At 64.1% G+C, this 24,760-nt stretch carries 22 protein-coding genes; 13 read left to right on the forward strand and 9 right to left on the reverse strand.

Annotated features, from left to right (window positions below):
* Window positions 1-80: 80 nt before the first annotated feature.
* Window positions 81-1,250 (reverse strand): polysaccharide deacetylase family protein, encoded by a 1,170-nt coding sequence (locus BN3560_RS07580; RefSeq protein ID WP_096227579.1) that lies wholly within the window; start codon window positions 1,248-1,250, stop codon window positions 81-83.
* 697 nt (window positions 1,251-1,947) lie between these two features.
* On the opposite strand from BN3560_RS07580, the gene BN3560_RS07585 reads away from it, so the two are divergent.
* From BN3560_RS07585 to BN3560_RS07615, 7 genes are all read left to right on the forward strand, one after another.
* A complete protein-coding gene (locus BN3560_RS07585; RefSeq protein WP_096227580.1) occupies window positions 1,948-4,230 on the forward strand; it encodes a MurT ligase domain-containing protein in 2,283 nt (760 codons plus the stop codon).
* A 133-nt stretch (window positions 4,231-4,363) separates the two neighbouring features.
* Window positions 4,364-5,935, forward strand: coding sequence for an LCP family protein (locus BN3560_RS07590; RefSeq protein ID WP_154269967.1), 1,572 nt, complete (start codon window positions 4,364-4,366; stop codon window positions 5,933-5,935).
* 158 nt (window positions 5,936-6,093) lie between these two features.
* The gene (locus tag BN3560_RS07595; protein ID WP_096227581.1) at window positions 6,094-6,924 is read left to right on the forward strand and encodes an arylamine N-acetyltransferase family protein; all 831 of its coding nucleotides are present in this window, start codon (window positions 6,094-6,096) and stop codon (window positions 6,922-6,924) included.
* Between the two features lie 251 nt (window positions 6,925-7,175).
* On the forward strand, window positions 7,176-7,646 hold the full coding sequence (rlmH, locus tag BN3560_RS07600) for a 23S rRNA (pseudouridine(1915)-N(3))-methyltransferase RlmH (protein ID WP_096227582.1): 471 nt from the start codon (window positions 7,176-7,178) through the stop codon (window positions 7,644-7,646).
* A gap of 171 nt (window positions 7,647-7,817) precedes the next feature.
* On the forward strand, window positions 7,818-8,675 hold the full coding sequence (locus tag BN3560_RS07605) for an exodeoxyribonuclease III (RefSeq protein WP_096227583.1): 858 nt from the start codon (window positions 7,818-7,820) through the stop codon (window positions 8,673-8,675).
* 238 nt (window positions 8,676-8,913) lie between these two features.
* On the forward strand, window positions 8,914-9,093 hold the full coding sequence (locus BN3560_RS14490) for a hypothetical protein (protein ID WP_147611931.1): 180 nt from the start codon (window positions 8,914-8,916) through the stop codon (window positions 9,091-9,093).
* Between the two features lie 231 nt (window positions 9,094-9,324).
* Window positions 9,325-10,008, forward strand: a complete 684-nt coding sequence (locus BN3560_RS07615; RefSeq protein ID WP_096227585.1) for a peptidylprolyl isomerase — start codon at window positions 9,325-9,327, stop codon at window positions 10,006-10,008.
* Window positions 10,009-10,088: 80 nt separating this feature from the next.
* On the opposite strand, the gene BN3560_RS07620 is transcribed toward BN3560_RS07615, so the two are convergent.
* Window positions 10,089-11,660, reverse strand: coding sequence for a helix-turn-helix transcriptional regulator (locus tag BN3560_RS07620; protein WP_157780556.1), 1,572 nt, complete (start codon window positions 11,658-11,660; stop codon window positions 10,089-10,091).
* A 383-nt stretch (window positions 11,661-12,043) separates the two neighbouring features.
* Here BN3560_RS07620 and BN3560_RS07625 point away from each other — a divergent pair, with 383 nt between their 5' ends.
* The 4 genes from BN3560_RS07625 (at window position 12,044) to BN3560_RS07640 (ending at window position 15,711) form a co-directional block, all read left to right on the forward strand.
* On the forward strand, window positions 12,044-13,696 hold the full coding sequence (locus BN3560_RS07625; protein WP_096227587.1) for an FAD-dependent oxidoreductase: 1,653 nt from the start codon (window positions 12,044-12,046) through the stop codon (window positions 13,694-13,696).
* A 124-nt stretch (window positions 13,697-13,820) separates the two neighbouring features.
* Window positions 13,821-14,483 carry a cytochrome c3 family protein gene (locus BN3560_RS07630; RefSeq protein WP_167380493.1) on the forward strand — a complete coding sequence of 221 codons (663 nt, stop codon included), beginning with the start codon at window positions 13,821-13,823 and terminating at the stop codon, window positions 14,481-14,483.
* 261 nt (window positions 14,484-14,744) lie between these two features.
* Window positions 14,745-15,314 (forward strand): GTP cyclohydrolase I FolE, encoded by a 570-nt coding sequence (gene folE, locus BN3560_RS07635; protein ID WP_087192185.1) that lies wholly within the window; start codon window positions 14,745-14,747, stop codon window positions 15,312-15,314.
* A gap of 127 nt (window positions 15,315-15,441) precedes the next feature.
* Complete coding sequence (locus BN3560_RS07640; RefSeq protein ID WP_087192184.1) at window positions 15,442-15,711, forward strand: ACT domain-containing protein; 270 nt, start codon at window positions 15,442-15,444, stop codon at window positions 15,709-15,711.
* 87 nt (window positions 15,712-15,798) lie between these two features.
* Here the strand turns inward: BN3560_RS07640 and BN3560_RS07645 are convergent, their stop codons facing one another.
* On the reverse strand, window positions 15,799-16,011 hold the full coding sequence (locus BN3560_RS07645; RefSeq protein ID WP_096227589.1) for a helix-turn-helix domain-containing protein: 213 nt from the start codon (window positions 16,009-16,011) through the stop codon (window positions 15,799-15,801).
* A 142-nt stretch (window positions 16,012-16,153) separates the two neighbouring features.
* Here BN3560_RS07645 and BN3560_RS07650 point away from each other — a divergent pair, with 142 nt between their 5' ends.
* The gene (locus BN3560_RS07650; RefSeq protein WP_096227590.1) at window positions 16,154-16,378 is read left to right on the forward strand and encodes a helix-turn-helix domain-containing protein; all 225 of its coding nucleotides are present in this window, start codon (window positions 16,154-16,156) and stop codon (window positions 16,376-16,378) included.
* Between the two features lie 111 nt (window positions 16,379-16,489).
* Here BN3560_RS07650 and BN3560_RS07655 read toward each other — a convergent pair whose 3' ends face one another.
* From BN3560_RS07655 to BN3560_RS07670, 4 genes are all read right to left on the reverse strand, one after another.
* On the reverse strand, window positions 16,490-17,176 hold the full coding sequence (locus tag BN3560_RS07655; RefSeq protein WP_096227591.1) for a Crp/Fnr family transcriptional regulator: 687 nt from the start codon (window positions 17,174-17,176) through the stop codon (window positions 16,490-16,492).
* Window positions 17,177-17,353: 177 nt separating this feature from the next.
* Window positions 17,354-18,616 carry an NrfD/PsrC family molybdoenzyme membrane anchor subunit gene (gene nrfD / locus BN3560_RS07660; protein WP_096227592.1) on the reverse strand — a complete coding sequence of 421 codons (1,263 nt, stop codon included), beginning with the start codon at window positions 18,614-18,616 and terminating at the stop codon, window positions 17,354-17,356.
* A 4-nt stretch (window positions 18,617-18,620) separates the two neighbouring features.
* Entirely contained in the window at window positions 18,621-19,316 is a 696-nt protein-coding gene (locus BN3560_RS07665; protein ID WP_227115324.1) for a 4Fe-4S dicluster domain-containing protein, read from the reverse strand.
* Between the two features lie 8 nt (window positions 19,317-19,324).
* Window positions 19,325-21,955: a molybdopterin-dependent oxidoreductase gene (locus BN3560_RS07670; protein WP_096227594.1), complete on the reverse strand. Its 2,631-nt coding sequence runs from the start codon at window positions 21,953-21,955 to the stop codon at window positions 19,325-19,327.
* 426 nt (window positions 21,956-22,381) lie between these two features.
* On the opposite strand from BN3560_RS07670, the gene nhaA reads away from it, so the two are divergent.
* Window positions 22,382-23,803, forward strand: a complete 1,422-nt coding sequence (gene nhaA / locus BN3560_RS07675; RefSeq protein ID WP_096227595.1) for a Na+/H+ antiporter NhaA — start codon at window positions 22,382-22,384, stop codon at window positions 23,801-23,803.
* A gap of 51 nt (window positions 23,804-23,854) precedes the next feature.
* On the opposite strand, the gene BN3560_RS07680 is transcribed toward nhaA, so the two are convergent.
* Both BN3560_RS07680 and BN3560_RS07685 read right to left on the reverse strand, forming a co-directional pair.
* The gene (locus BN3560_RS07680; RefSeq protein WP_015540115.1) at window positions 23,855-24,274 is read right to left on the reverse strand and encodes a response regulator transcription factor; all 420 of its coding nucleotides are present in this window, start codon (window positions 24,272-24,274) and stop codon (window positions 23,855-23,857) included.
* A gap of 153 nt (window positions 24,275-24,427) precedes the next feature.
* Window positions 24,428-24,760, reverse strand: coding sequence for a hypothetical protein (locus tag BN3560_RS07685; protein ID WP_041239615.1), 333 nt, complete (start codon window positions 24,758-24,760; stop codon window positions 24,428-24,430).

Raw genomic sequence — 24,760 nt, forward strand, 5'->3', positions numbered from 1 at the left:
GCCCTGTGCATGACGGCGTCCGCGACGTGCTGTCGGCGACACCCGGCTGGAGGTGCGGTGGGCGAGCTCTGCCCCTGCGGCTACGACAAGGGGTACTGGAGGAGCTCGTCGATGGTGATGAAGCGGTAGCCCTGGTCCTTCAGGCGGGGGAGCGCCTTCTTGAGCGCCTCGATGGTCTGCGAGCGATCGCCGCCGCCGTCGTGCATGAGGACGATGGCCCCCGGCCAAGCATCCTCGATCTGCTTGGCGATGGCGTCCGCTCCCGGTCTGCGCCAGTCGCTCGAATCGATGTTCCAGCCGATCTCCGCCTTGATAAGCGGGCCGATGTTCTTCACCACGTCGTCGCCGAAATTGCCCCCGGGGGTGCGGAAGATACGGCTCGCCTCGGCGCCGGTGACGGCCTCGATGGCGGCGCGCCCTTTCTCTACCTCGGCTTTCTGCTCCTCGGGCGACATGAAGCCCAGGTTCACGCCCTGGCCGCTGCCGGCGGCGTGGTCGTAGGAGTGCGTGCACACCTGATGGCCCTCGGAGACTGCGCGCTTCACGAACGCGTCGCCGTTGTCCTGTTCTATGCGGTTGCCCACGGTGAAGAACGTGGCCTTTGCGCCGTGTTCGGCCAGCACGTCGAGCACCCGGCCGGTCTGGTCGCCCCAGGGGCCGTCGTCGAACGTGAGCGCGATCACCTTGTCGTCGCCCACGTCGGGCGATACGTTGCGGCGCACGATGTTGCTGGGCTCCTGCTTGACCTGCTCGGCCGTGATGCCGGACGTCTTGCCGGTCTTCGTGGCCTTTACGCCGTCCTTGCCCTCGCCCTCCACCAGGTGGATGGCGCCGTTGCCTTCCTGTGCGACCGTCCAGGGAATGGCCGTTTCCACGGAGTCGGACGGCTCCTCGATCGGGCCGCCGTCGCCGATCTCCACTACGTCTCCCGACCCCAGCTTCGTGTCAAGCTCGGTGACCTTCTCGCCGTTCACCGTGGCGTGGAACGGCTCCCCCTTGCCTGCCTCCAGCACGCTGCCGTCCACGGCCAGCAGGTCGCCCGGCTGGGGCTTGACGCCGCTGGCGGACAGGGCGTCGCCGAGCGTCTTGCCGCCGTGCACTTCGACGCTCGCCCCGTTCAGCGTGATGTTGGCGGGCAGGCTCTGCACGAACAGCACCACGCCGATGATGACGGCGGCCACCAAGCCCACGCCGGCGAGCACGCTCGCAAGTCGCCGGCGTGGGCGCTCGGGCTTCTGCGCGATGCGCATATAGCGGTCGTGATCTTGGTAGGGGGCCGAGGCGGCGTCGACTTGCGCACCGCGCCCCTTGCCGCGGGAGGCGTCGCTCGCCCGACGCGGCCGCGCCCCTGCACTTGCCGATGGGCTGTAGCGCTGACCGGTGCGGTTTTGCGGGGGAATGCGCCCTGAGTGGGAGGGACGTCCTCCCGCGCGCGACGAGGGATGGGATACGGGGCGTCCTGCAGCGCGTTGGCTCGGCGCGGCATCGTCTTCCCGCGCGGAAACGTGCGTGCGTGCAACGCCGGCGCGTGCTTGATGCGCTGGGGAGCCTTCGGGGATGTGGCGGTGGGCGGCATCGGTGCGCTCGCGGCCGTTCGGCCGCGGCATGCGCCTGCTATCCGCGTTGTGCGAGGGGTGTTCTCCGAATTCGTCGTACATCTCTGCCCCCATGGCGATCGAACGCCGTGCTTAGTCGTCGTTGTCGTCGTCCGCTTCATTCTACCCGAAACATGCGCTCGGCGAGCGCGCAAAGCACGGTTCGTCACCGACGAACCGCCCGTATGATCCAATTTAACACCATAGCACGTTCAAACCTTTGCCGCGGAAGGTCGGCAAGCCTTTCTACTGAAATTTGTATGGAGGGAACACGACGGCAGGCCGCGGTGCCTGCGGACCCGTCGGCGATAAGGGTTATACTGGGGCGCGTCTCGAACCGAAAGGATTGCCCATGGGCTTGCAGTTCGCCGCCGCGCGCGCCGTCAGCGCCGTGTCCACGTGGGGCTTGAAGCACGTGTTCCATCGTCCCGCCGCAAACTTCCCGGGAAAGGTTGCCCTCTACGTCGACCCGCGCGTCATCGCCGACCTCGCCCCGCGCCTGCAGAAGGGCTCAGTGTGCGTGGTGGGCACGAACGGCAAGACCACGGTGACGAACCTCCTGGCCGACGCGCTGGAAACCGCCGGTCAGCGCGTGGTGTGCAACCGCACGGGCGCGAACCTGGACTCCGGCGTGGCCACGGCGCTGCTGCATGCCCGCGAGGCCGACTGGGGCGTGTTCGAGTGCGACGAGCTGTGGCTGGCGAAGATCCTGCCGCACCTTCAGGCAGACTACGTGCTGCTGCTGAACCTGTTCCGCGACCAGCTGGACCGCGTGGGCGAGATCGACCGCATCCAGGAGAGCATCGCGGGCGCGCTCGCAGCGTCGCCGAAGTCCACGCTCGTGTTCAATGCCGACGACCCGCTGTGCGCCGCCATCGCCGAGCGCGTGGGCAACCCCACGGTCGCCTTCGGCGTTGACGAGGACCTGCACCTGCCGCAGAACACGGTGGCCGACGCGCAGATGTGCCAGCGCTGCTCCACCATGCTGGAATACGCGTACCGCCAGTACGGGCAGCTGGGGGCCTACCGCTGTCCCACCTGCGGGTTCGCGCGCCCTGCGCTGGACTGTGCCGCCCGGGACGTGCGCTTGGGCGCCGACGGTCTGTCGTTTGCCGCGCGCGGGCCGCGGGGTGATGCCGCGCTCGAGGCACCGTTCAGCGGCGCGTACATGGTATACAACCTGCTTGCCACCTGGGCGGCAGCCGATCTCGTGAGCGTGCCGGCCGAGGCGCTGCAGCGTGCCATCGACGCGTTCGACCCGCGCAACGGCCGCCTGCAGGAGTTCTCGGTGGCGGGGCGGCGCACGCTGCTGAACCTGGCGAAGAACCCCACCGGGTTCAACCAGAACATCAAGATCATCCTGCAGGACGAGGGGCCGAAGGCGGTGGCCTTCTTCGTGAACGACAAGGAGGGCGACGGCCGCGACGTGTCGTGGCTGTGGGACATCGACTTCGAGGAGCTGGCAGGCCAGCCCGGCCTGCGCGTGTTCGCGGGCGGCATCCGCAAGAACGACGTGCAGGTGCGCCTGAAGTACGCCGGCCTTGATGCCGCGCTCGTCGACGACGCGTCGGCGATGTTCGCTCAGATGGACGCCCTGCCGTCCGACGCCCGCGCCTACGTGATAGCGAACTACACCGCGCTCCCGCCCGTGCACGCAGAGTTGGGAAGGCTCGCAGGCGAAGCGCCCGATGCTGCGGGAGGGGCTTCTTCCTCCCCTAAGTCGCCCGGGGATCCTTCCGGGTCGGGAGCCGCCCAGGCAACGGATGGCGCCGCCGCCCCGATCCGCCTCGCCAGCCAGGTGACGGAGGGCGACCGCGCTCCGGTCGGCCCTTCCTCCCCGGCGCAAAACGAGAACGTCCCAGCCGCCGGCGCCGATCCCGCCCCGCTCATGATCGCGCACCTCTTCCCCGACCTGCTCAACCTTTACGGCGACGGCGGGAACGTCAAGGTGCTCGAGCGCCGGGCGCGCGAGCGCGGCATTCCCGTGGAGGTGCGCCGCGTGAACCACGGCGAGCACGTGGACCTGGCGGACGTCGACCTGGTGTTCCTGGGCGGCGGCCCGGACCGCGAGCAGCGGCTGGCGTCCGAGGACCTCATACGCATGCGCGACGACCTGCATGCCTACGTGGAGGACGACGGCGTGCTGCTGGCCATCTGCGGCGGCTTCCAGATACTCGGGCGCGAGTGGCTGCTGGGCGAGGAAGTGGTGCGCGGCCTGGGGTTGGTGGACATGACCACCGAGCGCGCACCCGGCGGCTCGGGCAACCGGCTCATAGGCAACATCGCACTGCGCTCGCCGTTGGCCGAACGGGTTGTGGTGGGTTACGAGAACCACGCGGGCCGCACGCGCCTCGGCGTCGGCGTGGAGGCTTTCGGCGACGTGGCATCATCGACGGGCCACGGCAACAACGACAGCGACAAGCGCGACGGCGTGCGCTACAGGAACGTGGTGGGCACCTACCTGCACGGTCCGCTGCTGCCGAAGAACCCCCAGGTGGCCGACGCCCTGCTCGCCCGCGCGCTCGAACGTCGCGCACGACGGGCCGGCGTGCCCGTCCCGGAGCTCGCCCCGCTGGACGACGCCGTGGAGAACGCGGCGAACGAGTACGTGCGCAACCGCCTGAACGCGGGCTAGGGAAGGGCGGCACCGTGCTCCGGCCCTCTGCTCCCGTCGCCGTGCCGTGCCTTCCGCCGAGCCCTATGGCTTTTTCCTAGAGACGCTGGCCAGCCCTTGCCCTCGTGCGCTTCGCCCGTCAAAATAGTTCCTCATGAGCAGCAGAAGAAGCAATCAGCGCCGCCCCGCTCGCCGACCGTCCAACTCCACGGGATTCGACGGCCGCTCTGACAGGGCTTCCCGCGACGGTGCGTATACGCGCCGCGATTCGTTCGATCCGTCGGCGTACGGACGCTCTTCTGATTCCTCGCGCACCCCTTCCCCGCGCTCGACGCGCGACGACGACAATCCCTACACCCGTCGCGTTTCCCAAGTCGAGTACACCCAGCGCCGCAAGCGTGCCAAGCGCAAGCGCATCGCGCTCGTCGCGGTGGCCGTGGTGCTGGTGCTGTGCCTGGGTGGGGCCGGCGCGGCGTTCGCCTACTACCAGACGGTGTCGAACAACCTTCACCAGGGCATCGACGACGATCTGGCCCGCACGCTCGCAGCCGCCGAGGCGGCCCACCCCTACGAGGGCGGTCCCTTCTACATGCTGCTCATGGGAACGGACGGATCATCCGACCGCGAGGCGTCCGCAGAGTACGCGGGCGACCAGTTCCGCTCGGACAGCATGATGGTCACGCGCATCGACCCGCAGGGCAAGAAGGTAGCGCTCGTGTCGCTCCACCGCGACACGCTCGTGGACATGGGCGAGTACGGCCAGCAGAAGCTCAACGCGGCGCACTCCATCGGCGGCGCATCGTACACGGTGGAGACGGTGTCGAAGCTGGCAGGCGTGCCCATCACCCACTATGCCGAGATCAACTTCGACGGTTTCAAGGACATCGTGGATGCGCTCGGCGGCGTGGAGGTGGACGTGCCCATGACCATCGACGACGAGGATGCCGGCGGCCATGTGGACGAGGGCCTGCAGACGCTCAACGGCGACCAGGCGCTCATCCTGTGCCGCGCACGGCACGCCTACGACGAGTTCGGCGACGGCGACCGCTACCGTGCGGCCAACCAGCGCCTCGTGCTGTCGGCCATCGCGAAGAAGATCCTCACATCCGATGCCGCCACCATGGTGGGCTCCGTGCAAGCGCTTTCCCAGTACGTGACCACCGACCTCGAGATCACCGACATCCTGTCCATTGCCCAGAGCATGCGCGGGTTGGATCCCGAGAAGGACATCTACACGGCCATGGAACCCACGACCTCGGCCTACATCAACGGGGGTTGGTACGAGTACCTTGATGCCAAGGCGTGGAAGACCATGATGTCGCGCGTCGACCAGGGCCTGCCTCCCACCGAGGAGGACGAGGTCGACGAGACGTCCGGCACCGTGCTCGCCACCACCGGCTCCGGCGAGGCGAACGAGGAGAAGAAGAGCGCGCCGCCCTCCTCGAACGACAAGAAGTCCAGCACCGTGGTAGTGAAGAACGGCAACGGCCTTGCAGGCGCGGGTGCCGAGGCCGCCGAGAAGCTGGAGGCCCGTGGCTACACCGTTGAGACGGGCAACGCCGACAGCTTCGACTACACGCAGACCATCGTCATCTACGAGCGCGGCGACCAGGCCACGGAGGCGCGCGAGATTGCCAACGCCATCGGTGTGGGCAAGGCCCAGCAGAACACCGGCGAGTACGTGTTCGACGGCGACTTCCTCGTGGTGCTCGGCGCGGACTGGTAAACCCCAAAATCAGCCTACGGGGACGAATCCCCGGGATCATTCGACCCTGGGGAAGGAAGCGTCTCCCAACACCCCTGCCTTAGAATAGCATCACGCGATGAGGGGACCGCCGCAGCGACGCGGGTGGCTGAGCGGCGCTTACTTGAGGGGTGAATGCCATGTACGAGGAACTGTACGAGAAGCTTCCGGATGCGAATCGGTACTGGGAGAAGCTGGGCCTGTCCCGTCCCGAGGCACCGCTTGCCAAGGACGATCTGGATCGCATCATCTTCGCGCACCAGTGCCGCATTCCCTTCGAGAACCTTGACGTGTGCGATTTCCACCGTCCCATCAAGCTCGGCATCCCCGACCTGTTCGAGAAGATCATCGTCGGCAACCGCGGAGGCTACTGCTTCGAGCTCAACGCTCTGCTCGATGCGCTGCTGCAGGACGCGGGCGTCAAGACCATGCCGTGCCTTGGCCGCAGCCTGAAGGATCGCGGTTACGTCTACCCTATACTGCACCGCGGCATCATCGTCACGCTGGGCGATGGGCGCTACATCGCCGAGGTGGGGTACGGCGGCCCGACGCCGGCGTGCGCCATTCCCTTGGTCGACGGTGCGGAGCTCGAGTCGCGCGGGCAGGTGTTCCGCGTGGAGCTGCACGATGGGGGTTGGTGGCATGTCATCTACTGCGGGACCGCCGCAAAGCTCGCCGCTGCGCAAGAACGTGGCGAGACCGTGGCCCCTACACCGGTGTTCGCCCTGCTGGACGCCCCGGCGGCGCTGACCGACTGCATACCGCTCTCGTATTACTGCTCGACGCACCCCGACTCCGTGTTCACGCAATGGAGGATGGTGAACCGCCGCACGGAAGACGGGAACGTGTCCATTACGAAAGACCAGTTCGTGCGTGTGGCTCCGGAGGGCAAGGAAACGAGGACGGTCACGTCGGAGGATGAGTACCGCGCGCTGTTGGAGGAATTTTTCGGTATCGTGCTGCCCGCTTAGTCTCTGCGGCCGCCGGGGCCAATCCCCGACCCCCTTTGCGCAGGCGGCCGACATGCTGGGCGGGTCCTTCAAGCACGGTAAACGTTTGGCCGGGAGCTTCGCTTGCGAGGCCCCGGCCTTTTTGATGGGGTTGGCCGGCGCCTTCATGCCAGGGCGGACTCCCCTGGAGCAAGTTGAGCATGCCGGTCGCTCGGCATGGAAGTGCGCTATCATCTCTCCTTGAAGGAAGGGCCGTTCGGGAGGCGAGGCGCATGAAGTTCACAGTGGTTGCGGTGGGGAAGCTGAAGGAGCGGTTCTGGACGGACGCGTGCGCCGAGTACCTCAAGCGCCTGCAGCCTTACGCGAAAACCGAGGTGCGCGAGATAGCCGACGTCGATCCCGGCCGTGCCGGGGGCGTGGACGCGGCGCGCGACCGCGAGGGTGCGGCCATCGTGGGGGCGCTTTCGCCGTCGTCGCACGTGGTGCTGTTGGCCATCGACGGAAAACAGCGTTCGAGCGAGGGCTTCTCGCGGCGCATCGACGCGCTCAAGCTGAACGGCGCGAGTGACATCGCGTTCGTCATCGGCGGTTCCGACGGCGTGAGCGAGGCTGTGCGAGCCCGCGCGGACGAGACGCTGTCCTTCGGGCCCGTCACGCTGCCGCACAACCTCGCGCGCGTCGTGCTGCTCGAACAGCTCTACCGCGCGCAGAAGATCTCGCGCGGCGAGCCGTACCACAAGTAAGGGAAAGGCGGGGTTGCTTTCAGCGCGCTCGCATTGGGCGGAGCTTGCCCTGTCGGGAGCGCTATAATAGCGAAACCGAGAAATCGTAGGCGGGGGCGACATGCCGGAGCAGCGGAACGGGGAAATGTAACCGCAGAACGACCAAGTCGACCAACGAGGAAAGGCACCACCATGCGCTTCATCTCGTGGAACGTGAACGGCCTGCGTGCCGTGCAGAAAAAGGGTTTCGAGGACATCGTGTGCGAGCTCGATGCCGATATCGTGGCCTTGCAGGAAACGAAGCTGCAGGAGGGCCAGGCCACGCTCGATCTTCCTCAGTACCGTGAGTATTGGAGCTACGCCGAGAAGAAGGGCTACTCCGGCACTGCCGTGTTCACCAAGGAGCAGCCGCTGCAGGTGCTGCACGGTTTGGGCAGCGATTACCTGGATGCCGAGGGGCGCATCGTGGCGCTCGAGTTCCCGCAGTTCTGGTTCGTGGACGTGTACACGCCGAACGCCCAGAACGAGCTCGCGCGCATTGCGCACCGCATGGAGTGGGACGACGCGTTCCGCGACTTCTGCAAGGGGCTCGAGGAGGGCGTGCTGCCCGCCGGCGTGCCGGTGCAGCGCCCGGCGCCCGGCGAGGGCCACGTGTGCATCAGCGAGCTGCCGCGCACCGAGCCGGGCGAGACGACCTCGCCGAAGCCGGTGGTCATGTGCGGCGACTTCAACGTGGCTCACCAGGAGATCGACCTGAAGAACCCCGGCCCGAACCGCGGTAAAGCCGGCTTCTCCGACGAGGAGCGCGGCAAGTTCACCGACCTGCTGGAAGCCGGTTTCGCCGACACCTTCCGCCGCCTGCACCCCGACGTGACGGGCGCGTACTCGTGGTGGAGCTACCGCTTCAAGGCGCGGCAGAACAACGCCGGATGGCGCATCGACTACTTCCTGGTCAGCGAATCGCTGGCCCCGAAGGTGGCGAGCGCCTGCATCTACGACGAAGTCTACGGCAGCGACCACTGCCCCGTTGGTTTGGAGTTGGAGCTGTAAGCAGAACTCGCTTCCTCCGACAGATTGACGATCCGACAACAATCTTGCCGTAAAAGAGTTCTCGAGGGCGGTTTCCGAAAACGCGCGTTCAAGCGCGAAAGTATACGCGGTTGATCCGGCCATGTTCTCGGCGTTCTCGCCCTCTCCGACGCGCGACGAAGGGCAAAAGCTTGAAACGGCGGTGTTCAACAGGCTTCGACGTCAGACGAACCCGGTTCGGCAGGGAGGCATCGCCCGCTTGTCGTTCGAGAAGGGCTCGTCCAGGCACGAGGCTGATTTCGTCGTCGGCGATGCGCTGCTGCAAGAGGCGTGGCAGCTCGTGCAGGTGTCGTGCAGCTTGGCGGATGCGAGAACGCGCCGTCGCGAAGTGCGCGCCCTGGAGGCCGCCATGCCGTTGTACGATGTGAACGAGTCGTAGATCATCACATTGGACGAAACCGAGACGATCGAGACCGCGGTGGGAACCATCCACATTGTGCCGGCTTGGAGCTGGCTGCTTGATTGAGGCGCCAGAGCCGAAGGCTTTGCGATCAGGCGATCCGACGACGATCGGGGCTGAAGGCAAAATACGATTCTCCATCCGATGCCGCAGCGGCGCGCGGGGAGTAGAGTTGCCCCGAACGTGAGAACGGAGGGAAAGGGGAGGGCCATGGGAATGATCGTCAAGCCGCTGTACACGCCGCGCTACGTGCCGACCGGCAACGAGGTGGCCGTGTTCGAGACAAGCAAGGGAACGATACGCGCGCGGCTGTTCGGGAAGGACGCCCCCGTCACGGTGGGCAACTTCGTGGAGCTGGCGCAGAAGGGCTTCTACGACCATCAGAACTTCCACGGTCGTGTGGAAGGCGACGTGGTGGTGGGCGGCTGCCCCGTCACGCGCCCGCTTCGTCCGCAGCAGGTGCGCATGGCCGTGCGCGAGCAGCTGCGCGGCGTGCACCCGGGCATCGGCGACGCCGGTTACGTCATTGCCGACGAGTGGGAGGCGAACCAGCGCAACCGCCACGTGGAGGGGTCGCTGTCGCTCGCGCACAAGAAGGATGCGAACACCGGCAGCTCCCAGTTCTTCTTCTCGCTGGCGGACCATCCGGAATACGACGACCGCTTCACTGTGTTCGGTCAGGTGGAGGAAGGTCTCGACGTGATGCACCGCCTGCGCATCGGGGACGACATCGAGAGTGTGCGCGTGGAGGGTGCCGCCCCTCTTCCGAGCGACGAGGACCTGCCTGAAACCATCGTCGTCGACGGCGAGGATGGTCCACAGGAGGTGCCGAACCCTGCCTACCAGGCCATGCAGGCGCTCGCGCACCTGCTGGAGCGCAAGGCCGTGGTGTAGCCCAGGCGCCCGGGCACGCGCATTCGTCGCGTCCCCGATGTGTGCGAGCGGTAGAGCGGCTCGCACACATCGGGGACGCGTCAGTTTTCCTCCCAGCTTTCCACGAAATCGATGAGGTCCTGCTGCTTGTGGATGTCGGTTTTCTGGTAGATCTTCTCTATGTGGGTGCGCGCGGTGTTCTTCGCGATGTGCAGGTCGCGCGCCACGATGGACAGCGTGCGACCCCGGGCCAGGAACTGCAGCACTTCGCGCTCGCGCGGCGTCAGACCGCACGCCTCGGCCACACCTGCGCATTTCTGCTCCAGCGTGAGCTGTGGGTCGGGACGCTCCTCCTGCTCGTCGGTCGGCTTCTCTGCGCGGCGACCGGCACCCTTGATGAGGGGGATCGAGGATACCACGCTTTCGGGCAGCACGAGGAACGCGATGATCACCAGGCAAAGCACGGCAACCAGCGCAACGGCGCTCAGCTGCAGCACGCCCTCGTGCACCAGGGGGATCATCACGGCGCTCGCCACGTATCCCGCAGCCATCCCCAGGAACATGTAGGCCACGCCTACGCCGAACACGTACGGCGCGGCGCCCGGGCCCATGCGCCGCGCGATCTCGCCGAACAACACCCAGGCCAGGATGTCGAACAGCTCGTAGCCCGTGGCGATGAGCAGCACGGCCAGCGGGGCGCGCTCGCCGAACACGAGGGCGAGTGCTATCAGCCCTCCTATCATCACCGGTAGCGACAGGCGGTAGACGAGCGAGATGTTCATGCGGTCCTTGATGAAGAACACCAGCACGAGGAACACGGCTCCCACTACAACGAGGCTGAACGATCCGATCCCTCCCAACAGGTCGAAGGGGTCGTCGCCGGCGATGGGGAAGGCGTCCAGCATGCGGACGAGGAACGAGAACACCATGATGGAAACCATGAGCTTCGTTGAGGGCGCGTCGAGGCGAAGGTATCCGTGCGATGCGCGGGCTCGCGAGAAGGAGGTTCCTCCGCCTTCTCGCTCGGTGGCGGCTTCGCTTTCCTCCGGATCGTCCTCCATCTGGCCTTCTGGCAGCCCCGTCTTCCACACGATGCCGCAACGGCGGCATTCCAAAGCCAACAGGACGATCGACGCGGCAGGCAACGCGATGAAGGCGATGAGATTTCCGTCGGAGGACATGGCCAGCACGAGACCCGTGACCACAGCGGCTGCCGGGGCGCAGGCGAGCGAGAAGTACAGGTCCTGCGCGGCGAAGCGCTCTCCCCACATGACCTGCAGAAGGCCTGCCGCCGCACCTCCCGTTATGAGTCCGAGCATGAGCAGCGACGCCGAGTCAAGGCAGGTTGCCGCTGGGATGCACAGTGCCGACGACGCCGCAAGGCCCAGCATGATGTCGGTGAGCCGCTCGTGCATGCGCGGCAAGCTGCCCACGAAGCGCGTCATGACCAAGGCTGCGAGCGCCGCGGCCACGGCGCCGGCCACGAGGAACACCCAATCGGCGCGCGCCTCGAAGCTCGAGACCGACGCCGAGAGACTGAACACGATCCAGGCCCGGCACAAGCCGAACCCCGCGATGACAATAAGGTAGTCGAGCGAGAACCGGACGGGTGACGCGCTTGGAGCGCGCTGCCCGTCCGGCGTCGCATCGGCTGCGGACGTCTTGCTTTTCATGGGCTTCCCCTCGCCATGCCGCGCACGACAGGGCCGTCGTGCCGCGCGCCTCCCCTTACCCCTGGCCCCATGCCGCTCTCGCAAAATCCCACCCCCGAGCACGCATCGAACGAGCGGCGCGTCTGTGGGATACGGGAACCGCTTTCCATCATACGGGCGAAGCCCTTCGGCATCAATCGGATCGATAATGTGAGAGGGGCACATCACGCCTGATCAAAAGTTGATAATTGGTTAAACATGACAATCACACCGATCATCTGGTGTGCTCGCGGGAAAACGCGCCTAGAATGCGCCTGTTGACGGACGGGCCGTCACCGAGGAGGGGGACGGTCGATGCGGGGAGCGTCGATCACAGGAGCCCGTCCGGTTCGCAAGGAGGAACCATGAGCGAGATTTCACGTCGCAACTTCCTGAAGGGTGCCGCTGTTGCCGGTGCCGCCGTGGCCGGCTCCGCCGCGCTCGCGGGCTGCTCGTCGGGCGGATCGGCCGCCTCGGGCGACTGGATGCCGAAGTCGTGGGACTACGAGACGGACGTCGTCGTGGTGGGCTACGGCGGAGCGGGCATGTGGTCGTCGCTCGTCGCGGCCGACGAGGGCGGCTCCGAGGTCGTCATCCTGGAGAAGGCGCCGGTCGAGGGCGGCGGCAACAGCCGTATCAACAACGGCGAATGGACGGTCATCAAGGACGAGAAGCTGTTCCGCGACTACTGCGTGGCGTTCGGCCACGGCCTTATCGAAGAGGACATGATCGACGCCTACATCGGCGAGGCTACGAAGCACACCGACTACGCCGACAAGTACGGCATGACCTACGAGGTGGCCGAGAAGGCGCTCGCCGGCACCATCCCCGAGTACTGGTTCCTGGACGATGGAAAGTACGCGGGCTGCATCGGCGTGTCCAACGTCGAGGGCTTCGGCATGACCACGTTCCATGAGCTGGAGGCCAAGCGCGCCGAGCTGGGCCTGCCCATCGAGATCAAGTTCAAGTGCACCGAGGAGCACCTCGTCCAGAATCCCGACACCAAGGAGATCGTGGGCGTGCGCTTCCTCGAGGACGGCACCGAGAAGACCATCAAGGCCCGCAAGGGCGTCGTGCTGTGCACGGGCGGCTTCGAGTTCAACGAGGAGCTCAAGAACACCTACCTGAGCATCTATCCCTTCAAGTTCGAGGGCTGGCAGTACAACACCGGCGACGGCATCCGCATGGTGGAGGAAGTGGGCGCCAAGCTCTGGCACATGAACATGGTCATCTCCACCACGGCCATGTGGACGCGCGACCCCGACTACGACTTCGCCATCTTCGCCAGCCCGCAGTCCGACGCGTTCTTCACGGTGAACCGCCTGGGCAAGCGGTACCAGAACGAGGCCAAGACGGGCGGCACGGCGCACAACGGCTGGCACACCCTCATGTCGTTCAGCGACAAGATCGACGACTACGACCGCATCCCGTCGTGGCAGATCTTCGACCAGAAGGGCATCGACGGCGGCCCCATGGGCACGCAGCAGGGCGGCTGGTTCGAGTGCGGCAACTACACCACCGACCTGCCCGACGAGATCCGCGCGTGGGACGGCTGGTCCGATGACAACCAGGTCGAGATCGAACGCGGCTGGGTGCTCAAGGGCGATACGCTCGAGGAGCTGGGCCAGAAGATCAAGGACTTCGACCACTGGATGGACATCGACACGCTCAAGGAGACGTTCGCCGAGTACCAGGCCTTCTGCGACGCCGGCAAGGACGCGCGCTTCGACCGCGAGCTCACGGCCGAGGAGAACAAGCTCTCCGAGAGCGGCCCGTACTACGCCATCTCCATCTACCCCGGGTCCTGCTCTACGCTGGGCGGCCCGAAGAAGAACGTGAACGCCGAGGTGCTCGACCCGGCCGGCAACGTGATTCCGCGCCTGTACGCCGCGGGCAGCTTCGGCAACTTCCAGGCACACAGCTACGGCATTACCGGCGGCAACAACTCCGAGAACATGGTGTGGGGCCGCATCGCCGGCCGTCACTGCGCCGGCTTGGAGCCTTGGGACAAGAAGTAGTCCCGCAACCTGACGACGCCGCGCGCCGCGCCCTCCCTCCCTGCGGCGCGCGAGCGCACTTGCGACCGGGCCCGGTCGGCCGTTTGCGGCCGGCCGGGCCGCAACCATGATAGGAAAGCTGGCTATGACGAACGAAACGACGAATACCGCCCGCAAGGGCCTCATGGCCTTGGCCGTTGCCGTGGTGGCCTTGTCCGTGGCGCTGGGCACGGCCGCGGGCTGCGCGCCTAAGCAGGCGGGCGAGGGCGAAGGCCCCGCTAAGGCTCCGAAGGAAGATCCCATGGCCACCCAGCAGGTAGACTGGACCATGGATATCGATTGCAAGACCTGCCATACGACCGAGACGGAGACCTTGGCCGACGCGCAGTGTCCGCAGGCGTCCGAGCATGGCGACCTGGCCTGCAACCAATGCCATACCCTGGAAGCTCCCCTCAAGGAGGCGCACGAGGGTGTGACCTATGCCGACAAGCCCGCCTCTAAGGCCACGGTGGTCACGGTGGATGCGGCCACCTGCCAAGATCCGGCATGCCACGGCACGATGGCCGACATGGCGGTGCAGACCGCCGACAACACGGAGTTCAAGGACGAGAAGGGCAAGGTCCAGAACCCGCACGAGTACGTGAGCAACGAGCAGCATGACGCGAACCCGCCCACCTGCACCGACTGCCATAAGATCCATAGCAAGAACCTGCAGAAGGATGCCATGATGTGGTGCGCCCAGTGCCATCACAAGGGCGTGTTCCAATGCGGGACCTGCCATGAGCTGCGCGAACGCGAAGTGGCCTAGCGCTTGAACCTCGCCTTCCCCCGGGCCGCGCTATCCTGCGGCTCCGGCGAAGCGGCCGCGCCCTCGGCGGCCTCGAGGCGGTTGCGACCCTGCGGCCGCCTCCGGCTGGCTGCCTTGCGGCGGCGAGCCTCCTTAGAAGACCCGGCAACCCTCCCTCCCCGCCGGGTCTTCTTCCTTTTCCGTGGCCCCCGCGGCGCCCGGGCGGGCGCCGGCGCGCATCCGTGCTATCATGCATTCGACCAACGACGAGGAAAGACGGTTATGGACGCTGCGAAAATCGAAGCAGGGGTGCGGCTCATCTTGGAAGGGGTGGGGGAGGATCCCGAGCGCGAGGGCCTGAGCGAGACGCCGGCACGCGTGGCACGCATGTACGAGGAGGTGTTCGCGGGCCTGGAGCAGGACCCGGCGGAGCACTTCGCCACCACGTTCGACGAGCACCACGAGGAAATGGTGCTGGTGCGCGACATCCCGTTCTACTCTATGTGCGAGCACCATCTGGTGCCGTTTTTCGGCAAGGCGCACGTGGCCTACATCCCGGCGGCCGACGGGCGCATCTGCGGGTTGTCGAAGCTCGCGCGCCTCGTGGACGTGTTCGCGAAGCGCCCGCAGGTGCAGGAACGCCTGACCTCGCAGATCGCCGACACGCTCATCGAGCAGCTGCACCCCCAGGGCGTCATCGTGGTGTTGGAGGCCGAGCATCTGTGCATGAGCATGCGCGGCGTGAAGAAGGCCGGCGCGAAGACCACCACAAGTGCCGTCCGCGGCGCGTTCGAGCGCAGCCAGGCCACCCGTGCGGAGGCCCTGTCGCTCATCTTCGCGCGACGAGACTAGGGGCTCCACCGCACTTGGCGGCGTGGCCGAGCGGCAAAGCCGCCGAACCGCCGAAATGTTTCACGTGAAACATACGTTCGTTACGAGGTGCGAGGCCGATTCGCGCCACGAGGAAAGGAACCAACCTATGAAATGCGTCATCTCCGTTCTGGGCAAGGATCGCAGCGGCATCGTGGCTGCCATTGCCACCGCGCTGGCCGACTGCGGCGCGAACATCGACGACATCAGCCAGACCATCCTGGACGACATCTTCTCCATGACGATGCTCACCACCCTCGACACGGAGAAGGCCGACTTCAACACCGTGCAGGAACGCCTCGCCAAGATCAGCGACGACTTGGGCATGCAGATCATCATCCAGCGCGAGGACGTTTTCCAGTACATGTACAAGATTTAAGATGATTGCCAAGAAGCAGTTATCTTGAATAGAACGCTTAGAGCAAGGTTGAACGGGCGTCTGGCTGCTCCGAAATGATCCTCCCAGTCAGTCTTCATCAGGAAGGTAGCTTAAAAGATCCATCGGCTGGCACTTGAGCTCTCGGCAAAGGGCGTTTAAGGTAGTGAATCGTACGCACTTGACTTTTCCTTTCTTGAATCGGGAAAGGTTGGTGGAGGTAATGCCAACCTTGCGCGCGAGCTCGGTCGTGCCCACGCCCCGGGCAGCCATAACGCAATCTAGCTTGGATATAATGGTCATGACCGTCACTCTTTTGCTCGCCCGGTTGCAGTTTTGCACTGAGGAAATTGGGATAACCTGTCGTGAACAGTAGCATGTTGCCAAGTCAAATGCTCACTCAAAGTGATGCACTTATCGTCAAGTGGTGCGCGAGCATGGGTGAATGTCCACTTTACGGGTACAATTCGGCTGGCGAATCAAGGATCTGCGCGAAGAGCGCGGTCTTTCCCAGCGTGGCTTTGCCGAAAAGATCGGTATGAGCCCCTCCTACCTTGCCGATGTGGAGCGTGGGTCTCGGAATATCAGCTTGGACAACATCAAACGTATTGCCGATGGCTTCGATATAAGCGTCGCCGAGTTGATGGAAGTTTTGCGGGAACGCGGTTGATCTTCTCGTAGCTTCAGCTTCCCGCCGCTTGTTCTCGAGTGCGATGCGACTGTTCGGCAGAGCGATCCTGAGGCAGGTCGGAAACCCTCGGAACCCTTTGGATGGATTGCCTCACAGCAGCAGTTCCTCGCGGTGGCAGAAGCGAATGCGCTTGCCCATGACCTCGATGTCGCCGGCTAGCTCCATCTCCTTGAGCTGGCGGGTTAGCGAGTTGCGGTTCACGCAAAGGTACTCGGCGAACTCCTTGCGAGAAAAAGGGATGACGGGGGTGTCCGTACCCTGCTTCTCGGCGAACTTCCGCACGGTCATGAGTATTTTCGCCCGTAAGCCCCGCTGGCTGAGCACTTCCACCTTGTTTCGAAAGAGGATGATCTTCTCGGCAAAAGAGGTGACGATGTTGCTAAGCACGATCTGGTCGATTTCCGGATCAGCGCCCCCGGTGGGACGGATGAACGTGCGCAGGTCGATGAAGAGCACGGTGGTGTTGACGCTCGCCTGCACGGTGATGGGGACGCGTGGGTAGGAAAGCCAGTTGAACGGCTCACCGTAGAGCTCGCCGGGCCCGATATCGGCGATGATGGACTGGTTGCCCTGGAAGCTCTCGGTCATGATCTTCACCTTGCCCTTGAGCAAGAGGCCGCACACCTCGATGGGGTCGCCGGCCACCAACAGGATGTCGCCCCGCTTGAAGGAGCGCGTGTAGCCGCGGTTGCGTTCGACTAAGTTCTCTATTTGTTCGAGAGTCAAGTTCTTGAACAGCGGTGTTTTCGCCATGAGCTGCAAGTCGGCGTATTTCATCGGTCGTCCTTTCGCGAGGGGACGAGCGCGGCGAATCGGGTTCGGAAGCGATAGGCTGCGGGCGATCCGGGAAACCGGACACCGCGTCCCGCGTCCATCCTATCCGATTGGCCCGGCGAGGGAGGGCACCGGGCCAATCGTGTTTGCCAGGGCGTTACCGCCCGGTGGTGGGAAACGCTATTGCTCGGGTGCGCTTGCTTGCGAGGCGGGCTCGCTCCCTATCATGCGGTAGCGGTTTGCGACGAAGGCCAGCACCACGAGCAGAAGGCCAAAGGGCAGCAGCGCCACGCCGACTTCGATGGCGTTCGGAGCATAGGCGTAAGTCGAGGCGAACGCCTGCCCGGTAGCGAGGTAGCGTCCCGTGGAAAGCGGGTAGAGCCATTCCACGCCCATCGATGTGACGAGCGAGAACCGCGAGGTGGCGAATTCGGGATACAGCAGCATAAGGCGATGCACAAGCGTGCCTGCGAGCACGGCGATGCTGCCGGCAATGAGCAGCCCCGATTGCCGCGAACCCGCCTTGGTGAAGAACAGCACCATGGCGCCGGCCGTCAGCACGATCTCCAGCAGATAGAGCAAGCCGTACGTGCTGGTGATCGCTTCGAGCAGTGCTGCCGATTCGCCGCCTCCCGTCCACGCAAGCAGCACGAGCTCAACCGCGACGAAGAAGAAGTGTACGACTAGAGCCACGGCAACAATGCGCGCGATGGTGGCGAGTCCGTTGGCGTACTCGCTCCAGTGGGCACGCCCGACAACGGCCAGCGCGATGATCAGCACCAGTGCGCCGCCCGACGCCACGGCCATGGCGATGAAGTCGGCGGGCAGCATGGCGGTGTGCCACCATGGATGTCCGTTTTGCGTGGCGAAGATGAGCGCGGTGATGGTGTGGATGAGAACGGCCACCGGCAGCGCCACGAGCGCCACGATGCGCGACCAACGGGCGGAGATAGCGTCGACCTCGTCCTCGGTGCGCCTCGCGATCCAGCCGTTCAGGAAACGCTTGCCCGAGCGCTTGCAGCCGGGAAGCAGTTGGAAGTACACGCTCAGGAACGTGAGAATCAGATACAGCGTGATAACGACGATATCCCACACGAGCGGCGAAGCGAAGTTCGGATGGATGAGCATCTGACCGATGTTCTGAAAGCGGCCCAAGTCCACGATGACCATGCACCCGGCCGCCAGGATACAGGCGAACGCCGTAAGCGAGGCTATCTTGCCGAACGGCTTCAGCCGTTCCACGTCGAACAGGTAGATGGATGACGAGATGATCATGCCGCCGGCCGCCACGCCCACGAGGAACACGAAGCAGCCGATATAGAAGCCCCAGCTGAACAGGTTGGACATGTTCGTGACCGCCAAGCCTCCGATAAGCTGGTATATCCAGGCGGCGGCGCCTATCACGACGGCCGCGAGCCCGATGATGAGCGGAATCCGTTTCATGGGATCACATCCCCTCTCCGTAGACGAGCGCCGGCTTTTCCTTCGTTCCCGCCTGCACGTAGAACACCTTGGGGTCGTTGCCGAGCTCCTCCTGCAGCCTCACGGCGGGCCGGCCGTCGAGGAAGCGGCTCACGTCCGAGGCCGGGTCGTCCAAGTCACCGAAGATGCGCGCGTTCGCGGGGCAACCCCGCACGCACGCGGGCTTCTCGCCCTCGGCGCGGTATTGCTGGCAGAACGTGCACTTCTCGGCGACGCCCTGTGGCCGATCGCGCGTGTAGACCAAGCGCCCCTCGTCATGGCTGTCGAGCGGGTAACCGTAGCAGTAGCGGTCCTCTTCCACACCCTTCGTCTTGGCTGGATCCTCCCAGTTGAACTGCCGCACGCCGTAAGGGCAGGCGGCCAGGCAGTAGCGACAGCCGATGCAGCGCTCGTAGTCGATGAGCACCGTGCCGTCGGCGGCTTGGTAGCTCGCGCCCGTCGGGCACACCTTCACGCACGAGGCGTTCTCGCAGTGCTGGCACGACACGGGCAGAAACGCCATCTCAAAGCCGCCTCCTCGCGTTTCGGTGGCAACCTGGTGCTCGTCGCTGCCCACGGTGAACACGCGGTTCCACCAGATGCCCTCGGGTTGGGCATTGTGGTTCTTGCACACGACCATGCACGTGCGGCAGCCTATGCACCGGTCGAGGTCGATTGCCATCCCTAGTTTCATTGCGCACCTGCCTTCCTCACATCGCAGAGGCATTCGTTCCATGCCATGTTCGTCGACCACGTGGCGCCGATGAAGTAGATCTCATGGATGGGATTGATGAACGGGTAGATGAGCGTGTTGTACGACGACCCGCCGGTATAGCGGGCCCACCAGCCCATCTCGAAGATACATTGCTTCGGATAGAGGCCGGGCTCTAGCACGAGCTTGCCCTTCACGTGGCCTCGGTCGTTGAACACATCCACCTCGTCGCCTTCGGCCAGGCCCTTCGCCATCGCGTCATCGGGGTTCATCCACACGCGGGGCAGCCCGTCTTGCAGCTCGAGCATCATGGGGTTGCTCGAATAGTTGGAGTGGACGCGATACAGGCTGTTGCGCGTGAGGTAGTTGAAGGGGTACTTCTCACGGGCCGACGGGTCGAGGGCGTACTCGGTGTCTTCGAACAGAGGCTTCCACACGGGTAGCTGCTCGCCCTGCGCCAGGAACACGTCGTGGTCTTTGTAGAACTCCATGCGCCCGCTCGGCACGAAGTGGTCGGTCGAACCCGGCGCGTTCGGCAGCGATGGGGGCGGGAACGGCGTGCGGTTGTGGATCTGATCCCAGAAGGGAATCATCTTGTCCTCCGGGTTCGCATGATTCATCTTCACGGGACCGCGCCGCAGGTCTTCCACCGTGATGCCGGCCACCTTCTCGCCGCCGGTTGCGAGGAACTTCTCGAGTACGGCTTCGATCTGCTTCTCGGAGTCTTCCGGCGGGAAGTTGGGGAACTGCTCTCCCCAGGCCGGGTCGATGCGCCGGGCCAGCTCGGAGAATATCCAGATCTCGGGGCGCGCCTCGCCTGGCGGGTCCGCCGCCTTCTGCTGCAGTTGGATGTAGGGGTGCAGCGGCGTGGTGCACACGTCGGTCTTCTCGTACCAGGCGCAGCCGGGCAGCACGACGTCGGCGTACTCGACCGTGGTGGTGTGCAGGAAGTCGCAGGTCATGACAAACTCGAGCTCGCCGCTCTCCACGCGTTTGCGTAGCGCGTCGCAGACGGCGTGCTGGTCGAAGGGGTTCGCCCAGCCGGTGAGCAGGGCGTGGAAGCCGTTCTTCGGGTAGGGTGCCGACATCGTCTCGGTGGGGCCGTTCACGAAGTAGTGGTAGGGCGTTGCGGTTGCGTTCGCGTTCGGCGGCATGAACCACGAGGCCGGCTTGAAGCGCACCTTGTATTGGCCGATGTAGTCGGAAATGCCGCCGCCCAGCTTGCCAATGTTGCCGGTGAGTGCCGCCAGCAGGGTGAGCGCACGACCCTTGAGGTCGCCGTGATGGTACTGATGGGCGGAGCCGCCGAGGATGATGTGGGCTGGCTTGACGGTGGCCGTCAGTCGGGCCAGCCGCTCGATGGTCTCGGCGGGCACGTCGCTTATGTTCTGCGCCTTCGCGGGCGTGTAATCGCGCTCGAGCAACTCTTTGAGTAGCTGGAACGCGGGCTTCGCCTCCACGGTGGAACCGTCTTCGAGCGTGAGGGAGAACGTGCCCTCAAGCGCAGCTGTGGATGGCATTTCCAGCCGGGTAGGGCTGATAGCAGTGGGCGCTCCGTCCACAATGGCCACGTAGACCTCGCGCTTCTCGGGCGTTTCCTGCGGGCGTTCAAGCCCCTGCACGTCGGCCGCAAGGACGCGCTTGCCCGTGGCTGTGTTCACGAGCAGCGGCTGGTCAGTGTATGTTTTGATGAAATCTGCGTCGTAGAGTTCCTCGTCGATAATGACCTTCGCCATGGCGAGCGCAACGGCTGTGTCGCTGCCGGGCGCAAGCCGCACCCATTCGTCGGCCTTCGCCGCCGTGACCGTGTAGTTCGGGTCGAAGTAGATCACCTTGCCGCCGGCCTCCTGCGACCTTGTGAGAAAGTGCGAGTCGGGAAGACGGGTGGTCATGATGTTCGAGCCGAAGTTCAGGGTGAGGCGAGAGTCCTCCCACGCATAGCTTTCCAGCTCTTCGCATTGGCAGCCGAACGTTTCAGGGAAGAACATGGGCAGGTCGCCGTTCATCTCGTAGCCGGGAAAGTTCGTCCAACCGCTCATGTTTACCAGGCGGATGAACGTTCCCTTATTGATGTAGTTGAGCGGCGGCACCTGGTAGTCGACGGCTATCGAGTCCGCACCGTAGTGCTCGGTTATCTCGCGGATGCGCTTGGCGGCGAAGTTGAGTGCCTCGTCCCACGTGCATTCACGCAGTTGGCCGCCGTCTTTGTAGGGCGTCTCGCGAATCATGGGATGTAGCAGGCGGTCGTCGCCATACATCATGGTGTTGAATGTGGTGCCTTTCAGGCAGCCGCGCGGATTGTAGCCGTCGTTCTCGTAGTCGGCCGCTTGGATGAGCGTCTTTACCTGTCCGTCGTACGTTGCGGCCACCATGCCGCAAGCGCCGGTGCAGTTGGGCGAGCAGGTTGATCGGACGTGGGTGAGGCCCATGCCGTCTGTTTCGTCCATCATACCGTCGCCCGTCATATCGTCGGCGAGCGCTTGCGCGAGTGGCGCCACGCTTCCGGCGGTGCAGGCGACGACGCCGGCTGCCGCTGTGGTTTTTAGAAATCCCCTCCGTGTTTGCTGCGGGCCACTTGGCCCGTGAGCGCGTGCGTTGTGCTCCTTCATGCTGATCGCACCTTCCTTTCGGTGACATTTGCATGACCCACCCTTCCATCAGGCAATATATCCTGATGGATCGTAGCGTGGGCACGGGAATGCCGTGGCAATCAGCGCGCGCTTTTGGTTGTATACAGAATTACCAGCCCCCTTGCGGGCGAGTATATGCGGGCTAGTTCGATGGCGCAAGAAGCGCAAGCGAGAAAGTTTGAATTGACAAAATCTACAAATAAACAACATAACTTTTTTGATTTTTGCTGCATTCATGGCCGACAAGCGCGAGTTTTCAGTTTTAAATACAATATACCTATGCCCAATTGAGTGAACGCCTCCCAAGCCCCCGACGCTTCGCTTTTTTTCAAAAAGTCGCGTTCTTTTCTCGTCCGTTACCTCGTGGTTGCTGGCCTTGCGAGTTTGTTTCATATACTGGAACCTATGACATCAGGGAACGACAAGGTGGGGCGCGACGAGCTGGGGCCGGCTTGCTTGAGCGGCGATCCGGCTTGCTCGCCTACGGAGCGCATCTTGGAGCCGGAGGTGCGGCACCATCATCGGCGTAGGCGCAAGCTCCTGGAGTTCACGCACTCGTCCACCCGGGCGACTATGCTCATGCTCGCGGCGGCCGTGGCGGCCCTTGTCATCGAGAACACGCCGGTGCTTCCGTATTTTGCGGAGTTCTGGCACACGTTCGAGCTTGGCTTCTCGCTGGGGTCGTTCGCGCCGCACCTCACGCTCGAGCATTTCATCAACGACTTCCTCATGGCCATATTCTTCCTGCTGGTGGGCTTGGAGATAAAGTTCGAGCTCACGGCGGGCGAGCTGCGCAACCCGCGCAAGGCCCTGCTGCCCATCTTGGGCGCGGCCGGCGGTGCCGTGGTGCCGGCCGTCGTGTACACGGTGGTGAACATGGGCAGCGGCTTCGAGCAGGGCTGGGGCGTTCCCATGGCGAACGACATCGCGTTCTGCCTGGGTATCTTAGCGCTGCTGGGCAGCCGCATACCGGCGGGGCTGCGCTCGTTCTTGTCCACGCTCACCATAGCCGACGACATGATCGCCATTCTGGTGATCGCGGTGTTTTACACGGCCGACCTCGATATCGCCTGGCTGGCAGGCGGCCTGGCGTTGTTCGCCGGTGCGCTCGTCATCAACCGGCTGCATGTGTACGACCTGTGGCCGTACGTGCTCATTGGGTTGGCCATGTGGGTGTGCTTCCTGCTCTCGGGCGTGCACGCCACCATTGCGGGCGTGCTGCTGGCGCTGGCCATTCCGGCGAAGTCGCAGGTAAAGCTGGATCGGGCGCCGGGTTGGTTCGAGGCGCGGGCGCGCAAAGCCGACGAGCGCTACGACCCCGGCGAGCCCGACATCGTGCAGAAGGAGTACCTGGGCGAACTCGACGAGATCGGCCGCGTGTCGCGCATGGCCATTCCGCCCATCACGCGGTTGGACTACCGTCTGCACATCCCCGTGTACTTTTTCATCCTGCCGCTGTTCGCGTTCTCGAACGCCAGCGTGGTGCTGACGGGTATGGACCCCCTCGCCGTCATCGCGAACCCCGTGACCATCGGCGTGTTCTGCGGCCTTTTGTTCGGCAAGCCGCTCGGCATCTTCCTGGCCACCTGGCTCACGGTGAAGCTGCGCTTAAGCGATCTCCCCGCTGGCGTGAGCTGGGGCCATATCGCAGGCGTGTCCGTGCTGGGCGGCGTGGGCTTCACCATGGCCATCTTCGTGACGAACCTGGCATTCGTCGATGCGAGCACCATCGCCATGGCGAAGGCGGCTATTCTGGCGGCTTCGCTCGTGGCCGGCGTCGCCGGCTTCCTCGTGCTGCGCCGCGTGACCGACGAGGAAGAGGAATAAGGGGCTGCCGATGACGGTGAAATCGCGAAAGAAAGATGAAGGACTACTACGTCACTGCTGATTCTGCTCAAGCAGCTTCTTCAGCTCCGATGAGCTATGTATGCCCAGCTTCCTGTAAATTGAGTACTTGTGTGCTTTGGCGGTAGACGGGGAAATACCCAGCGCGTTGGAGATATACGTGGGGTTTCGCTCGTTCGCAAGGTAGCGGAGGATATGTCCCTCGCGTTCGGTCAGCCCGTATTCCCGTTCAAGTGCCAGAATGGCTTTCTTTCTCCTGCCGGGAATGTTCCCGCCGATAATATCGAACAAAGGCGTTCCCGACCGGGTGAACTCTATGGTATCTAAAGCATCGATCAGATCTACAAGAAGGTGTCCAAGCTGCTGCTTGCTTTGCGTTTCGGCGAGATAGCCGGGAATGGCATTATAAAGCAGGGCTGCCGCTTCGAGCACCTTCGTTTCGTTTTCGTCCATAACACCGCACTTCCCTTGATAGTAATACTATTGGGTATTATATCCATAGTGTAATCAAAGTAGATTGATCAACGATAAAGAATCTTTTGCCGACAAAAGGGCCCTTTGAAAAGGGCCCCGGAACATAACAGTTTAGTGCTGGCTTGCTTCTGCCTAGGGGATGAAGCACGTTACTTTCCTACCGTGATCGGCCATCGCCGTGGACAGATCATCGAGCGCGACGAGCTCTATGCATTGGGCTAGGCAATGATGAATGCAGGCAGGCTTTTTCCCGGCTTTCACACGGTCTTCGCACAGATCGCAAAGATCTGAGGGAACAGGCACGTAATCCCAGAGCCAAGAGCCTTTCATCTTCGCAGGACCCAGTTCGTTGACCTTGATGCCCCACTCGTCAAGCGGGAGATCATGCTCTTTTCGGCATGAGACTTCGCACACATGACAGCCTGTGCAGTATTTATAATCTATCAGCAGTGCATATTCGCTCAT

This window comes from Gordonibacter urolithinfaciens (genome assembly GCF_900199375.1).
Lineage (GTDB): Bacteria > Actinomycetota > Coriobacteriia > Coriobacteriales > Eggerthellaceae > Gordonibacter > Gordonibacter urolithinfaciens.

Excerpts from the sequence above, each read along its gene's own strand:
- BN3560_RS07595 (WP_096227581.1), top strand. The coding sequence starts at position 6,094 with ATGTACGAGGAACTGTACGAGAAGCTTCCGGATGCGAATCGGTACTGG.
- BN3560_RS07630 (WP_167380493.1), top strand. The coding sequence starts at position 13,821 with ATGACGAACGAAACGACGAATACCGCCCGCAAGGGCCTCATGGCCTTG.
- BN3560_RS07620 (WP_157780556.1), bottom strand. The coding sequence starts at position 11,660 with ATGAAAAGCAAGACGTCCGCAGCCGATGCGACGCCGGACGGGCAGCGC.
- BN3560_RS07605 (WP_096227583.1), top strand. The coding sequence starts at position 7,818 with ATGCGCTTCATCTCGTGGAACGTGAACGGCCTGCGTGCCGTGCAGAAA.
- BN3560_RS07615 (WP_096227585.1), top strand. The coding sequence starts at position 9,325 with ATGGGAATGATCGTCAAGCCGCTGTACACGCCGCGCTACGTGCCGACC.
- BN3560_RS07680 (WP_015540115.1), bottom strand. The coding sequence starts at position 24,274 with ATGGACGAAAACGAAACGAAGGTGCTCGAAGCGGCAGCCCTGCTTTAT.
- folE (WP_087192185.1), top strand. The coding sequence starts at position 14,745 with ATGGACGCTGCGAAAATCGAAGCAGGGGTGCGGCTCATCTTGGAAGGG.
- rlmH (WP_096227582.1), top strand. The coding sequence starts at position 7,176 with ATGAAGTTCACAGTGGTTGCGGTGGGGAAGCTGAAGGAGCGGTTCTGG.
- BN3560_RS07640 (WP_087192184.1), top strand. The coding sequence starts at position 15,442 with ATGAAATGCGTCATCTCCGTTCTGGGCAAGGATCGCAGCGGCATCGTG.
- nhaA (WP_096227595.1), top strand. The coding sequence starts at position 22,382 with ATGACATCAGGGAACGACAAGGTGGGGCGCGACGAGCTGGGGCCGGCT.
- BN3560_RS07580 (WP_096227579.1), bottom strand. The coding sequence starts at position 1,250 with ATGCGCATCGCGCAGAAGCCCGAGCGCCCACGCCGGCGACTTGCGAGC.
- BN3560_RS07665 (WP_227115324.1), bottom strand. The coding sequence starts at position 19,316 with ATGGCAATCGACCTCGACCGGTGCATAGGCTGCCGCACGTGCATGGTC.
- BN3560_RS07585 (WP_096227580.1), top strand. The coding sequence starts at position 1,948 with ATGGGCTTGCAGTTCGCCGCCGCGCGCGCCGTCAGCGCCGTGTCCACG.
- BN3560_RS07590 (WP_154269967.1), top strand. The coding sequence starts at position 4,364 with ATGAGCAGCAGAAGAAGCAATCAGCGCCGCCCCGCTCGCCGACCGTCC.
- nrfD (WP_096227592.1), bottom strand. The coding sequence starts at position 18,616 with ATGAAACGGATTCCGCTCATCATCGGGCTCGCGGCCGTCGTGATAGGC.
- BN3560_RS07655 (WP_096227591.1), bottom strand. The coding sequence starts at position 17,176 with ATGAAATACGCCGACTTGCAGCTCATGGCGAAAACACCGCTGTTCAAG.
- BN3560_RS07670 (WP_096227594.1), bottom strand. The coding sequence starts at position 21,955 with ATGAAGGAGCACAACGCACGCGCTCACGGGCCAAGTGGCCCGCAGCAA.
- BN3560_RS07625 (WP_096227587.1), top strand. The coding sequence starts at position 12,044 with ATGAGCGAGATTTCACGTCGCAACTTCCTGAAGGGTGCCGCTGTTGCC.
- BN3560_RS07685 (WP_041239615.1), bottom strand. The coding sequence starts at position 24,760 with ATGAGCGAATATGCACTGCTGATAGATTATAAATACTGCACAGGCTGT.
- BN3560_RS07650 (WP_096227590.1), top strand. The coding sequence starts at position 16,154 with ATGTCCACTTTACGGGTACAATTCGGCTGGCGAATCAAGGATCTGCGC.
- BN3560_RS07645 (WP_096227589.1), bottom strand. The coding sequence starts at position 16,011 with ATGACCATTATATCCAAGCTAGATTGCGTTATGGCTGCCCGGGGCGTG.